Source organism: Mycobacterium sp. KBS0706 (assembly GCF_005938675.2).
In the GTDB taxonomy this organism is placed as follows: Bacteria; Pseudomonadota; Alphaproteobacteria; order DSM-16000; family Inquilinaceae; genus Inquilinus.
Map to the genome: position 1 here is coordinate 1 of NZ_VCCH02000146.1, position 12,766 is coordinate 12,766.

Sequence of the window (12,766 nt, forward strand, 5' to 3'; positions counted from 1 at the left end):
TGCAACCAGATCCGGGCGCAGATCGAGGAGACCACTTCGGACTACGACCGCGAGAAGCTGCAGGAACGCCTGGCCAAGCTGGCCGGCGGCGTCGCCATCATCCGCGTCGGCGGTGCCAGCGAGATCGAGGTCAAGGAGCGCAAGGACCGCGTCGAGGACGCGATGCACGCCACCCGCGCCGCGATCGAGGAGGGCATCGTCGCCGGCGGCGGCGTCACCCTGCTCTATGCCAGCCGCGCCATCGACATGCTGAAACCCGAGAACACCGACCAGAGGGTCGGCATCGACATCGTCCGCCGGGCGCTGCAGGCGCCGGTGCGGCAGATCGTCGAGAACTCCGGCGGCGACGGGTCGGTGGTGGTCGGCAAGCTGCTCGACAGCGAGGACCACAATTGGGGCTACGACGCCCAGAAGGGCGAGTACACCGCCATGGTCAAGGCCGGCATCCTCGACCCGGCCAAGGTGGTGCGGATCGCGCTGCAGAATGCCGCCTCGATCGCCGGCCTTCTGATCACGACCGAAGCCATGGTCGCCGCGCGGCCGGAGACGGCCGGCCCGGCGGCATCCGATGGCGGAGGCATGGACTTCTGATCCCGCCGGCGCGCGGGACGGCTCTGAAGGGCTTCGGCCGTCGCGGCCCACCCGTCGCGGCCCACCTCCTTCTCGCGCCCGTCGAGTGGGGAGGACCGTGGCCCACGTACCGGTCGTTGCGCTCAGGCTCGGCTGCCGCCCTCCGAAAGACGTTCGCTATCGGAAGTCCGGCGAAATGTCCCGAAATGGTGCACCCCAGCCCGCCCGAGCTGACCGCAACTGGCCACATCCCGTGTGCTTCGGGTACGTTCGGTATCGGAACGCTGGCGCGGCGACCGCTTTTGGCGCCCCCAGCCCGAATTGGCGGGCAGCGGTTATCTCTGTGACGCGCGGCGGCGGGGCGAGCAAGGATTGCCTCCCGGTAAGAGGGCCTTATCCTGCCGGCGCTATGACGATACGATTCCCGACCTCCGCCCTCCTCGATGGCCTGCTGCACGACGCGGATGCCGAGCGCGTGACCCTGGGCTGGCTGGTGGACAGGCTGGGCGACCGCTCCTTCGGGCTGGTGATGCTGCTGCTGGCGCTGCTCGGCGCGATGCCGGGCGCATCCGCGATCGTCGCCCCGCTGCTGGCCATCCTGGCGGTGCAGATGATGCTGGGCCATGCGGGGCCCGGCCTTCCCCCGGCGCGTCGCCGAGCGCAGCGTGCGGACCCGGGGCCTGGCGCGCATTCTCGGCCGTGCCGTGCCGGTGCTGCGCGCCGTCGAGGGCTTCATCCATCCGCGCTGGCCGACGCCGTTCGAGACGACGAAGCGCGGGGTCGGCCTGGTGGTGCTGCTGCTCGGCATGCTGCTGCTGGCCCCCGATCCCCTTGAGCAACATCCCGCCCACCCTGGCGATCGCCCTGCTCGCCATCGCCTATCTGGAGGAGGACGGAGTCCTGCTCTGCATCGCGCTCGCGGCCTCCACCCTGCTGCTCGCCATCGCCGCCGGCGCCGTCTGGCAGGCGATGGGCGAGCTGGGCTGGGTGCAGGGCCTCATTTAGCGGTCATCACGGCCTTCTGCACCGACTTCCAGCAGGTGTCCGGCTGACCGAGATCTTCGGCCGGGGCGCGGGCGTGGTCGATACCAGCGCCGCCACGCAGAACGGACGCGCCTCGTTAGACACGTTCTGCCCCTACAAGCACTCTGACGCTGTTCGTGGTCGGACCGGTGAAGGGCAGTCATTCAAAAGCTCAACGGCCTGCGATTGCCATGCCGTGGGTCAAGCGCGGTCCGGGCGCGAGCAATAACCGGAGTATGCAGTCCGTGCGTGTGGCACTTGCTCGCACCGCAGCGGATACGTTATTGCAAGTTCTCGCCTGATCCGGAGTTAGTGTGAATCTGCGCGAGTCCGTCGGCCTCTACGTCGATCCGCGGGCTCATGCGTTCGTGCTGGTCGACGAGCCGTCCCCGATCCAGGCGCTCGAGCGCACTCAACTCGGCTTGGCGATGAAGCTCGGCCGCGCGGGCACCATGACCCGTGACTACAAGCGCCACGGCACGACTACGCTCTTCGCCGCGTTCAACCATCGTTGACGGCACGGTCACCAGTGCGTACCGCGCCATTGACATCAGGAGTTCATCCGCTTCCGCAGTGCCGTCCCCCGGCCAGCAATCTCGTCACGTCATCTTCGAAGCTCGGCTAGCGTCGAAGGCGGTACGACTACACTGCTCACAAGTAGCCGAGGTGCGCGCCTGGACCAACCGGCCGTGGATTTCGATACAACTACAGATTCCCGGAAGAGTTCTCAAACGCACAAGTCCTGCTCCAGTATTCGTCGGCGCGGCCTTCCGGGCAACCCTCCTGCTGCCAGAGAAGGTAAGCGCTCTCGCGAAGATGCTGCTGACGTGCACGATCCCAAAATTCGACGGCACGTCCGTGTGGCGATCCTTCCCTCTGCCACAGGAAGTAGGCCTGTTCGCGTATGGCTTGGTCGAGCCCCTGTTTCGTTTGCGAAAGTGCATTGTTGTCATCACCATACGGCGCCAGCGCGCCGCCGTGATCGACATGCATTCTGGCGGTCAAAGTTCTGAGCTCGGCATTGGGTACCAGTTGGGCGCGAGCTGCCGCCCTCAGTGCCTTCTCTTCATACTGCTCGTCATTCGGAGCAGGATTAGTGCCCTCGATCGTGATTGGATAAGTGTGCAAAACAGTATTCCTGCTGTTCGACACATCAACCAAGCGTTCTGTCATCTGCCAACTTTCTCAATGCATATAAGTTACACTTTAGATCTATCAGTGCCTTCCACCATGATTCGAGCGACGGAGCGCTGACTAATCGGACACAGGCAGCCGAAGGTCCGCCAAGGCTTGAGCAAGGAACGTGTTTGCATATTCTGTCGACGCCTCGGGATGGCAGTGCCGGAACTGATCAAGAGCGGTCTCGCATGCGCTCCAATCGTCTGCTCCGTTGTCGCGGCTCTTCCGGTAGGACTCGATGACAATGGCTTCACTGGACGGGCGACGCGTCATCGTCGTTCTCCTCGGCATTCATCCAACTGATGTTGGGACGGAGCCGGGTGCGGGATTCAGTCCGCACCCGCACAAACTTAGCTAGCCGGCGAGTTGGGTGGCACAGGCTTTGGCGACTTGGGCATTGGCCTCGGTCATCCCCGGCATTGTCGCCCAGCCGGCTTTGACCACCAGATCGCCGCGGCTGTAGACCGACGCGGCCTTCAGCTCGGCCAGCCTCTCCGCTAGCAACGGGTCGCGCGTCGACTGGTCAATGCAAATCAGGGAAAGCGCGGCGACCATATCGGTTTTGGATTGGTTCTGAGCCATCTGCCGGGCTGATGCGCCGGTGACCCAGCCGCCCCAGGTAAAGCCGACGACGGCGATCGCAACAGCACCACAGCCCGCTCCATAGAGCGCCGGCCGTAGCCATTCAGGTGTCTTCATGATTTTGGCTTTCAATGGAGGAGAAATAACCTCTCCTCGAAGAAGAAATCATATCACGAATGAGGCGCAGGGTCATTCATTTTAATTGTCGAATGTATTCATCGGCTTGACGAATAATGTCCGGAGAACGGTTGGGGATTTCCTCGGCGTCGCGGCTTCATTCCGATTTCCATTCCAACTCATTGCCGATGGAAAATCTAAATCGCGCATTGAGGCGCCGTGTTGGATTATCGCGAAATACAGTAAGAGCGGCGAGGGTGAGCCGGGGTCGTCCTGGCCCGCTTCGGCCGGTTGCCCGAGGAGATGGCTGAGCTATAGCGGCGATACGGCCTCGTGGTGCCGTGGTGCGCGAGCGATTTCGGGACGGTCGGAATCGGGATGCGGTTATCCGATGTCTCGGCCGGAACGGGATCGTCGCCCATTGTGGCAGGTGCAACCGGCGTCGAGAGTAGGACCGACGCAAGCTGGTCAAGCTGTGGGTGAACTGCGATGAAGTGCACCCGCCGGCACGTGGGCAAGCTCGTTCTGAGCCAGTGCACTCGGCACCTCCAGTGTGTGGCGCTGAACATTTTCGGAGCCGCTACCCATTCGTGGTCGCCGGTGATGACGAGCTTCACGCCGCACAGACCCGGTCCGGTGGCGAGTGCTGAATTTTTTTCCAGAAGGGGTTCGCCTCGGATGAACTGGCAGTCCATTTATCCCGTTGAGTCGGCATTAGGACCATCGACCTGAATGACAGTGCCTTGTATTTCGCTGCAACGGGATCCGGCTTCCAAGGAGGCCGACATTGACTGAAAAGTGCAAGCCTAGTCGGAAGCTGGTCGAGGCCGATGCGCCGCTTCGGGCCGAAGTGGCCCGCTTCCGGACGCCCAGCCTGTCGCGGGCGATCTGGCAGCTGGCCTCGACACTCGCCGGTTTTGTCGCGGTCTGCGCCACGATGTATGCCAGCTTCGGGGTGTCGTACTGGCTGACGCTCGGGCTGGCCGTGGTCGCAGCCGGCCTGACCGTCCGCCTCTTCATCATCCAGCATGATTGCGGACATGGCTCCTTCTTCGCCTCACCGCGTGCGAACATGGTGCTCGGCCGCCTGTGCGGTCTGATCACCTTCACGCCGTTTGCCAATTGGCGTCGCCAGCACGCCAGACACCACGCTGTCTGGAACAACCTCGACCGGCGCGACAGCGGAGTGGACATTTATTCGACCTGCCTCACCGTCTCGGAATACCAAGCCCTTACTCCGCGCCGCCGCTTCCTGTATCGGCTGAGCCGCCATCCGGTGATCACCGGCCTGCTGCTGCCGCCGCTGGTCTTCCTGCTGCTCTACCGGATTCCCTTCGACACGCCGAAGGCATGGCGCCGGGAACGGCTGTCGGTCCATGCCACGAACGCCGGCATCGCCGGTCTGTTCGGTGGCCTCGGGTTTGTCCTGGGATTCGAGCGCGTGCTGCTGGTCCAGCTGCCGATCCTGACGATCGCGTCGATCATCGGCGTCTGGCTGTTCGCGGTTCAGCATCGTTTCGAACAGGCGCTGTGGCAGCGGGACGCGGAGTGGACGTTCGGCGCGGCCTCGCTGCAGGGCTCATCCTATCTGAAGCTGCCGCGGATCCTGCAATGGTTCACCGGCAATATCGGCTTCCACCATATCCACCACCTCAATCCGCGCATCCCCAACTACCGCCTGCCGGCCTGTCACGCCGCGATCCAGCAACTGCATGCCGTGCCGAGCCTGAGCCTGTGGGATGCCCTGCGAGCACCGTTCTTCGCGCTATGGGATGAGACGCGGCAGCAGATGGTGGCCTTCCCGTGCAATCCTCGCCAAAAGCCGCACGTGGAGAAGAATACGTTTTCAATTGGCAATGAGAGGGCTTCTGGCGGCCAGAACAGAATGAAATCGTTGCAAGGTCGTGCGGAGACCTCCGGAATCCGTGAATATAGCGGGTAACCGGATGGTGCAGGCTTGCCGGGCCGGTTCGAGCGGCAGCCTGGAAGGCGCTGGCCGCAGCCCGAAGCGGCGGCGCTCCGAATGGCGCCACCCGCTTCGGGAGCGCCTAGGGATGTGTGAATCGGCACCAGGTCGCGACACTTCGTATCGCACGATATCGGGCACTTGCGGCGCCGATCGGTGCGAGACATTTGGGAACATGACTTGCGCCAAGGCCTCCTTGGCTGGTTCGGTAAGGGTTCGTCCAAGCTCATGCGCCTAGGCCAGGCGCGGCACGAATTTCGCGCGTCCGTCGCTGAGACGGGTGGCTCGGCGGATCTCCGACAGGCCGAGAAGATAGGACACGACCGACTCGCCGCCCCGGTTCTCGTTCAGGCGGTCGGGATGCAGACCGTCGCGGCAGCTGCCGGTGTCCGGGTCGACCAGGGACAGCGACAGGTCGTTGTCGCCGAGGAACCAGGCAAAGGCACGCGCCGCATCGGCCTTCCACTCGGCGTCATCATCCGCCCGCCACGCCGCCAGGCAGGCCGAGATCGCCGCCGCGGCTTCCAGGGGCTGCTGATCGAAGGGCCGCGGTGCCGTCCGCTTGTCGCCGAAGCTGTCTGACCCGACCGGGCGGAACACGCCCGCCGGCGTCGTCTGCAGCGCCATCAGCCAGTGCAGGGTCCGCAGGCCGGCATCGACAAAGCCCAGCGATCCGGTGGCCATTCCGGTGACGATCAGAGCCTGGGACAGGCGCGCATTGTCATAGGCCAGCCCCTCCTCGAACCATACCCAGTCCCGGGTCTCGACCGCGGCCAGGATCGCCATCAGCCGCTCGGCCAGATCATGCCGGACCCGCTCGGCCAGGGTGTCCTCGGGCACCACCGCGCAATATCCGTCCAGCCCGAGCAGGGCGAAGGCCCAGGCGCGCGGCGATCCGAAGCCCTCGATCGTCGGCAGCGCCTCGGCAAACAGAGCCGTCGCCCAGCGCCGGCGCGACGGGCTGGCGTCGCTGCGGGCGCACTCGCCCAGGGCCCAGAGTGTCCGCCCATGGCTGTCCTCCGAACCGCTGGCTTCGAGCCAGCGCCGGTCGAAGCTCATGAAGTTGCGGAACCGCTTGGTGTCGGGGTTCCACGCATGCTGGACGAAGGCGGCCAGACGGGCCGTCAGGGCTTCGGGCAGGCGCTGTTTACGCGGATGATTCAAGGCGCAGGCCACCAGCAGCGCGCGGGCATTGTCGTCGACGCAATAGCCGTGGGACCGATCGGGCACCGAATGGACCACATGCTGGAACAGCCCGGTGTCGTCGCACATCGACAGGAAGTGGCCGAGCTGCATTTCCGGCGGAGCGAAGCCATCGCGCAACGGCACGGCGATGTCGTACCCCTCGATCACCCGCAGCCGATGCCCGCGTTGGGCGTGCTCGAACACGGCCAGATATCGTCCCGCCGTGCGCGCCCAGGTCATCGACCGGCTGCTGGCATAAGCCCGCCGGCGCATCGCCTCGCGGCGATTGTCGTCGCTCAGCAGCCCGGCGATCGCGGCACCGATGGCTGGTGCATCGCCGGATGGGACAAGGATGCCGCGGCCGTCGGCCAGCAGCTCCTGCGCGTGCCAGTAGGGTGTCGAGACCACCGGCTTGCCCAGCCCGAAGCTGTAGGCCAGGGTCCCCGACGTCATCTGCGCCTCGTTGAGATAGGGCGTGACGTAGACGTCGCACATGGCGATGAACTCGAGCAACGTCGCCCGGTCCACGAACTGGTCGAGCAGCACGACATGGCCCGCGACGCCGCGGTCGCGCACCCGGGCCGCCAGGCTTTCGCGATAGGCCTCGCCCTGGTCGCGGACGAGATTGGGATGTGTCGCGCCGAGCACGACATAGACCGCATCGGCCCGGCCCTGCAGGATCGACGGCATCGCGTCGATCATGACCTCGATGCCCTTGTTGGGGGACAAGAGGCCGAAGGTCAGGATGACCGGCCGTCCGGCGAAGCCGAGCTTGGCCTTCGCCGCGGCGGGCTCGACGAAGGCGACGTCGGGAATGCCGTGCGGGATGACATCGATCTTGTCCGCCGGCACCCCATACACCGTCTGCAGGAGCTCGCGGCCCTTTTCGGCCATGACGACGACCCGGGACGATGCGCCGATGATCCGGTTCAGCACGCTCCGCTGTGCCGGCGTCGGCTCGGCCAGGACCGTGTGCAGCGTGGTGACGACCGGCATGGTCAGCCGCGAGAGCAGCGCCATGATGTGGCCGCCGGCTTCACCGCCGAAGATGCCGAATTCATGCTGCAGCGAGACGACGTCGAAGCGGCCGGCATTGAGAGCATCGGCCGTCCGGACGTAATCCTCGATCCGGTCATCGGCGACCTCGAGGCGAACGGTGGCCGGATAGTCGTAGGTGTGGCCGTGATCGGTCGTCGCCACGATGCCGGTGTCCATTGCCGCATCCGAATCCGCGATCGCCTGCTGCAGGTCGGTCGTGAAGGTGGCGATCCCGCAGCGGCGGGGGAGCGAGTTTCCGATGAAGGCCACGCGGTTCAGCTGGGTCATGGCGGTACCTCCATCGAGAGGACCGGCGGACTCACCGCGGCGCGGCGACGAACGGGCGGTCTGGCGAAAGGCCGGATTGGGGAATGAATGGGTCTCGATGCGCCGCACCTCAGCTCTTCTTCTTCGGAATGCCGGCCGAGGTCGGCGCAGCTCGGGCCAGCAGGCCCTGGGTCGTCCCGTGGACAACCGGTTTGGCCGCCTGCTTGGTTTTCCGGATTTCCCGATTGTTGCGTTTCTGTCCTTTGGCCATGAGATCTCCCCTGCACCCGATTCACCGGTGCGGTCCGTGATGAATGAAAACGCCCGCAATCGTCGCCGGGTGCGGGCCATGAGGCGCCGGGGCGCCGACGGTGCGATCAGTCCAGGGCTTTGAGATTGTCGGCAGACGCCTTGCCGCTCTTCCGGTCGGAGACGAGATCGAAGCCCAGCTTCTGGCCCTCGCGCAGGTGGCCGAGACCGGAGCGCTCCACGGCGCTGATATGGACGAAGGCGTCGCTGCCGCCGTCATCCGGCGCGATGAAGCCGAAGCCTTTCCGGACATCGAACCACTTTACGGTTCCTGTGGTCATGAATCCTCTTTTCGCGAGCACAAGCTCTGTTGGCCCACGAGTCTTGCAGGCTGTCCAAATCACGCGTCCACGAGAAAATCCGAGAGAAAATTAGACATTGCGTCATGTCATTGCGCGTAAAGCCGAGACCATCGGATTGATATCGACTTAGAGAACGTGATGCGGCCGTTACAAAAACTCAAGGAAATTGGATATTTGATTTACTAAAATGGTAAGCCGTCAAGCCAGAGGCGAATATATAGGCCGCTGCAATGCTTGCGAACCAGACGGGGCGTCAAGGACAAATTTCCGGGGCAGAGCGCCGCGACTTTTTCAGCGCAATGGCCGTCGGCCGACACCATATCCACCGCAGGAGCGACGATCGGGACGGACATCGGGGTTGGCGTCCGGCGTGCAATCCGTCAGCCGACCTGCAGCCTGTGCTGTGCCGGCAAGGTCGCCATGCATCGGAAACGCAGTTGCGAAGATGGCCTGAGTGAGCCGAAAGAACCGTCTTCCTGACGCTCAGCAGTTCCGCCACGAGCGGTCATCCGAAGCGATCTGATAGAGGATATTCGTTGATCACGCTCAGGATCCAACACAAGACGACCTATCGCTATCGCCAGCCGGTGAGCCTCGGGCCGCACCGGCTGATGCTTCGCCCGCGTGAGAGCCGCGATCTTCGCCTGATGTCGAGCGATGTGGCCGTGACACCTGCCGCGGCGATGACCTGGGCGCAGGATGTCTACGGCAATGCCATCGCGACAGCCACCTTTCAGACTATGGCCGATCATCTCGTGGTCGACAGCGTCGCGGAGCTCCAACTCAACGTCACGCCATGGCCGGTCTTCGACATTGCCGCCTCTGCTCTCTCCTACCCTTTCCGATATTCCGATGACGAGTGGGCCGACCTCGGTGCGCTTGCGATCCAGCAATATCCGGACCCGGCCGGTCAGTTGCGCGGTTGGGTGCGGGCGTTCATCCGCGCCGATCCGACGGACACGCTTGCCCTGCTAAAGGACCTGAGCGCCGGCGTCGCGGACTGGATCCGCTATCAAAGCCGGGAGGACGAGGGCACCCAGTCGCCGACCCAAACCCTGGATCGCGGCTGGGGATCCTGCCGAGATCTGGCGGTCCTCTTCGTCGAGGCGGCACGCAGTCTCGGTTTCGGGGCGAGGATCGTCTCCGGTTATCTCTACAATCCGGACCAGGACAGTCCGGGGGCAGGGTCGACCCACGCCTGGGCGGAAGTCTATGTTCCGGGCGCGGGGTGGATCACCTTCGATCCGACGAACCGCAGAGTCGGCGGCTTCAATCTGATCCCCGTCGCTGTCGCGCGCAATGTTTGGCAGACCATGCCGGTGGCCGGCAGTTTCGTGGGAATGACCGGTGCTTTCCAAGGCTTGTCGGTGGAGGTCCTTGTCACATCATCGATGTGACGAGGCGTCGGGTCACCTGCGTGGAAATGAATCGCTGACGGGACCAATCGATATGATGCTCGAACAACCAGATCGCTTGGAAGGGGCACCCGCAGTTTGCCGTCGTAACAGCACCAGAGCGGCACCATATACTGCAAATGGCCCCTCACAAAACGGACAGATCAACACCAAAGAGCCAGCTGATCGCAGCCCTCTCAAGACGGGAAGGCGAAGGCGGGGCCCCGCATCAGCCGCGCCACGATCAGGCCTCTTTCGGCGACGACGAAGACCTTGTCCTGCGGCGCCTTGGAGCGGCAGTCATTCTGAGATGGAATGATTTGCCCACGCGTATACAGCGTGAACTTTTCGATCATGCTATTTCGACGCGCGATGTCGGCGATACGGTCCAGTTGAAGGAACGGGTCGCTCGTTTTCTTCATTTGCACAAGAAAAATGGGCGCAGCGAAGAGGCTGCGCGCACTCACAGCTGAGCTCACCGGGGCCTTCCCGGTCCTCCCCGATATCGCCGTCGCGCGAGGTTTGCTCGGGGTTTTCGGCAATCTGCGTGTCACGCCGTACCCGTCGGTACATCCGAGTTCAAGGCGGCACACGCCAGCATCAAGGTGGCAGCATTGAGGATCGACAGCATGAAGCGTCTCCATCACGATGCCGACCGGGGAGATGCCGTCGCGCAATTCAATCTCGGCCTCATCTATGACGATCGCGAGGATGACGACGTCCACGCTATCGACGGCAAGCGGCCGGATGCCATCAAATGGCTGTCGCGCGCAGCGCGGCAGGGTCTGCCCAGAGCGCAGGTCCGGCTGGCCGAGCTCTACGCCGAGGATCCGTATGCGTCGAAGGATGCCCTGCAGGCATGCACGTGGTTTCTTTTGGCGGCGGAGGGGCTGTCCGGCGCCCGCCGCCAAAATGCCCGGTCGGGTTACGAGCGCGTTGCCTCACAATTGACCGCTCCGCAAATCGCGCAGGCGCATCGCCATGCATTGGTCTGGAGACTCAGGACAGAGGTGAGGACCTCCGCAGCACGATTATCGTCGGGCCTCGGAAGGACGGCGCTATGAAGACCTAGTCCGTTCCTCCCATCGTAGTTCCGTTCGGTCTGATCGTGCTGATCGCCGTCTACGCCACCTGGCGGGCATTCCTGTAGTCCGGGCCGGATCAGCGAGACGGTAGGTCGAGGAACGCAGCGAGGTGAAATCGGAGGATCTCTGATGACCCTGCGAACACGTAGCGAAACCGTCACCTTCACACGGCCTTTCGTCTTGAGCGGCATCGACGGAGCACAGCCACCTGGGACCTATACGGTGGAGACCGACGAGGAGCCGCTCGACGTCTCGTCGCCTCCCGTCTATCGACGGATCGCGACGATGATCCGGCTGGCCGGACGGCCTGGAACCGGGGAACTGGTCCGGGTCGTGACGGTGGATCCTGAGGAATTGGCGGCTGCGCTGGCGCGGGATGCCGAGCCTTCGCCACATCCGACTCCGGCCGAGTCATCGGCGGAGGGCAGAACCAAGGAGGACATGTCCTCAAACGCCCGCGAAGGAGAGCAGAAGAGCCGGCACGCGGTGTCACGCCCGTTCGATCGGGCCCTGGAGGGCTGGCGAGATTGGCCGGTGCTCAATCTTTACGCGCTGGCTTGGACCTTCGCGATTGCGTGCGGTGCCCTGTTCGTCGCCTATGTCGCGAGCCGGTAACCGGACCAACGCGAAACTTGAATTTCGGCTCCTGGTCGCTGCGGACATGTCGGCTTCGGGGAGCGGCTGCAATGGCCGGTTTAGGGTATCCATATGGCGCACCACAGCCGGAATGGGCTGACAGCTGCCATCTCTGTTATGCACGACGGCGGGGCAAGCGAGGATTGCCTCACGGTAAGAGGACCATATCCTGCCGCCGCTATGACGATACGACTCCCGACCTCCGCTCTCCTCGACGGCCTGCTGCGCGACGTGGATGGCGAACGTGTGACCCTGGGCTGGCTGGTGGATAGGCTGGGCGACCGCTCCTTCGGGCTGGTCATGCTGCTGCTGGGGCTGCTCGGCGCGATGCCGGGCGCCTCCGCCATCGTCGCCCCGCTGCTCGCCATCTTGGCGGTGCAGATGATGCTGGGCCATACCGGCCCGGCCTTCCCCCGCCGCGTCGCCGAGCGCAGCGTGCGAGCCCAGGGGCTGGTGCGCACCCTGGGCCGGGCGGTGCCGATGCTGCGCGCCATCGAGGGCTTTATCCATCCGCGCTGGCCGATGCCGTTCGAGGCGACCAAGCGCGGCGTCGGCCTCGTGGTGCTGCTGCTTGGCGTGCTGCTGCTGGCGCCGATCCCCTTGAGCAACATCCCGCCCGCCCTGGCGATCGCCCTGCTCGCCATCGCCTATCTGGAGGAGGATGGAATCTTGCTCTGCGTCGCCCTCGCGGCCTCTGCCCTGCTTCTCGCCATCGCCACCGGCGCCGTCTGGCAGGCAATGGGCGAACTGGGCTGGGTGCGGGGATTTCTTTAGGGGCTGATCATGGCATTGCTGCGTCGGATTCTGTCAGGTGAGCGGGCTTCAACAGAGGTTATCCGCCGGGCGCCGTGGGTCGACGCTAGAGCGTCACGGGCGCCGCGTTCAAGTTATCTGTCCTGCATCCGAATGACAGCAGAGCGACTGCCCGAGTCCGGGTCAGGAACATGGTGGGGCTGCCAGTCCGAGCATGCCTGAAACGCCGATGCTAGTGGCGCTGGCCTCGTCCGCTAGTCGCGCCCTGAATCTCGGCGAGGTCAAACATCCGCCTCAGCTTCTTTCCGCTTCTCGGCATATCCTACGCGGCAAGGCGCGGAACCGAATTTTCGACCAATC

13 protein-coding genes and 3 pseudogenes are annotated in these 12,766 nt (G+C 64.3%); 10 read left to right on the forward strand and 6 right to left on the reverse strand.

Annotation, left to right across the window (positions count from 1 at the left end; all coding sequences use genetic code 11):
- From FFK22_RS38495 to FFK22_RS38505, 5 genes and pseudogenes are all read left to right on the forward strand, one after another.
- Positions 1–591 (forward strand): TCP-1/cpn60 chaperonin family protein (locus FFK22_RS38495; protein WP_306770240.1); only part of this gene is annotated, 591 nt, incomplete at its 5' end.
- Between the two features lie 388 nt (positions 592–979).
- Positions 980–1,180 (forward strand): annotated as a pseudogene (locus tag FFK22_RS44920) (exopolysaccharide biosynthesis protein); the annotation flags it as partial.
- 13 nt (positions 1,181–1,193) lie between these two features.
- A pseudogene (locus tag FFK22_RS44925) lies at positions 1,194–1,298 on the forward strand (hypothetical protein); the annotation flags it as partial.
- Between the two features lie 103 nt (positions 1,299–1,401).
- Positions 1,402–1,575, forward strand: a complete 174-nt coding sequence (locus FFK22_RS44140) for an exopolysaccharide biosynthesis protein (protein ID WP_221939189.1) — start codon at positions 1,402–1,404, stop codon at positions 1,573–1,575.
- A gap of 267 nt (positions 1,576–1,842) precedes the next feature.
- Positions 1,843–2,174, forward strand: a pseudogene (locus FFK22_RS38505) (IS630 family transposase); the annotation flags it as partial.
- 124 nt (positions 2,175–2,298) lie between these two features.
- On the opposite strand, the gene FFK22_RS38510 reads toward FFK22_RS38505, so the two are convergent.
- Together FFK22_RS38510 and FFK22_RS38515 are read right to left on the reverse strand one after the other, a co-directional pair.
- On the reverse strand, positions 2,299–2,766 hold the full coding sequence (locus FFK22_RS38510) for a DUF2934 domain-containing protein (RefSeq protein WP_138892968.1): 468 nt from the start codon (positions 2,764–2,766) through the stop codon (positions 2,299–2,301).
- 360 nt (positions 2,767–3,126) lie between these two features.
- Positions 3,127–3,471, reverse strand: coding sequence for a hypothetical protein (locus FFK22_RS38515; RefSeq protein WP_138892967.1), 345 nt, complete (start codon positions 3,469–3,471; stop codon positions 3,127–3,129).
- A 787-nt stretch (positions 3,472–4,258) separates the two neighbouring features.
- Here FFK22_RS38515 and FFK22_RS38520 point away from each other — a divergent pair.
- On the forward strand, positions 4,259–5,413 hold the full coding sequence (locus FFK22_RS38520) for a fatty acid desaturase (RefSeq protein ID WP_138892966.1): 1,155 nt from the start codon (positions 4,259–4,261) through the stop codon (positions 5,411–5,413).
- A 258-nt stretch (positions 5,414–5,671) separates the two neighbouring features.
- Here the strand turns inward: FFK22_RS38520 and FFK22_RS38525 are convergent, their stop codons facing one another.
- From FFK22_RS38525 to FFK22_RS38530, 3 genes are all read right to left on the reverse strand, one after another.
- Positions 5,672–7,948, reverse strand: a complete 2,277-nt coding sequence (locus FFK22_RS38525) for a glycosyltransferase family 4 protein (protein ID WP_138892965.1) — start codon at positions 7,946–7,948, stop codon at positions 5,672–5,674.
- Between the two features lie 109 nt (positions 7,949–8,057).
- Positions 8,058–8,198, reverse strand: coding sequence for a hypothetical protein (locus FFK22_RS43485; protein ID WP_186002893.1), 141 nt, complete (start codon positions 8,196–8,198; stop codon positions 8,058–8,060).
- Positions 8,199–8,304: 106 nt separating this feature from the next.
- Positions 8,305–8,517 carry a cold-shock protein gene (locus tag FFK22_RS38530; RefSeq protein WP_138892964.1) on the reverse strand — a complete coding sequence of 71 codons (213 nt, stop codon included), beginning with the start codon at positions 8,515–8,517 and terminating at the stop codon, positions 8,305–8,307.
- Positions 8,518–9,074: 557 nt separating this feature from the next.
- Here FFK22_RS38530 and FFK22_RS38535 point away from each other — a divergent pair.
- Positions 9,075–9,935, forward strand: a complete 861-nt coding sequence (locus tag FFK22_RS38535; RefSeq protein WP_138892963.1) for a transglutaminase family protein — start codon at positions 9,075–9,077, stop codon at positions 9,933–9,935.
- Between the two features lie 194 nt (positions 9,936–10,129).
- On the opposite strand, the gene FFK22_RS38540 is transcribed toward FFK22_RS38535, so the two are convergent.
- Complete coding sequence (locus tag FFK22_RS38540) at positions 10,130–10,411, reverse strand: hypothetical protein (protein WP_138892962.1); 282 nt, start codon at positions 10,409–10,411, stop codon at positions 10,130–10,132.
- Positions 10,412–10,561: 150 nt separating this feature from the next.
- Between FFK22_RS38540 and FFK22_RS38545 the strand changes: the two genes are divergently transcribed.
- The 3 genes from FFK22_RS38545 (at position 10,562) to FFK22_RS38555 (ending at position 12,427) form a co-directional block, all read left to right on the forward strand.
- A complete protein-coding gene (locus FFK22_RS38545) occupies positions 10,562–10,996 on the forward strand; it encodes a tetratricopeptide repeat protein (RefSeq protein WP_138892961.1) in 435 nt (144 codons plus the stop codon).
- Positions 10,997–11,146: 150 nt separating this feature from the next.
- Positions 11,147–11,632: a hypothetical protein gene (locus tag FFK22_RS43490; protein WP_186002894.1), complete on the forward strand. Its 486-nt coding sequence runs from the start codon at positions 11,147–11,149 to the stop codon at positions 11,630–11,632.
- A gap of 201 nt (positions 11,633–11,833) precedes the next feature.
- Complete coding sequence (locus tag FFK22_RS38555) at positions 11,834–12,427, forward strand: exopolysaccharide biosynthesis protein (protein ID WP_138892960.1); 594 nt, start codon at positions 11,834–11,836, stop codon at positions 12,425–12,427.
- Positions 12,428–12,766: the final 339 nt, after the last annotated feature.

Coding starts and splice junctions, on each gene's coding strand:
- FFK22_RS38545 (WP_138892961.1), top strand. CDS start 10,562: ATGAAGCGTCTCCATCACGATGCCGACCGGGGAGATGCCGTCGCGCAA.
- FFK22_RS38525 (WP_138892965.1), bottom strand. CDS start 7,948: ATGACCCAGCTGAACCGCGTGGCCTTCATCGGAAACTCGCTCCCCCGC.
- FFK22_RS43490 (WP_186002894.1), top strand. CDS start 11,147: ATGACCCTGCGAACACGTAGCGAAACCGTCACCTTCACACGGCCTTTC.
- FFK22_RS38555 (WP_138892960.1), top strand. CDS start 11,834: ATGACGATACGACTCCCGACCTCCGCTCTCCTCGACGGCCTGCTGCGC.
- FFK22_RS38530 (WP_138892964.1), bottom strand. CDS start 8,517: ATGACCACAGGAACCGTAAAGTGGTTCGATGTCCGGAAAGGCTTCGGC.
- FFK22_RS43485 (WP_186002893.1), bottom strand. CDS start 8,198: ATGGCCAAAGGACAGAAACGCAACAATCGGGAAATCCGGAAAACCAAG.
- FFK22_RS38515 (WP_138892967.1), bottom strand. CDS start 3,471: ATGAAGACACCTGAATGGCTACGGCCGGCGCTCTATGGAGCGGGCTGT.
- FFK22_RS38510 (WP_138892968.1), bottom strand. CDS start 2,766: ATGACAGAACGCTTGGTTGATGTGTCGAACAGCAGGAATACTGTTTTG.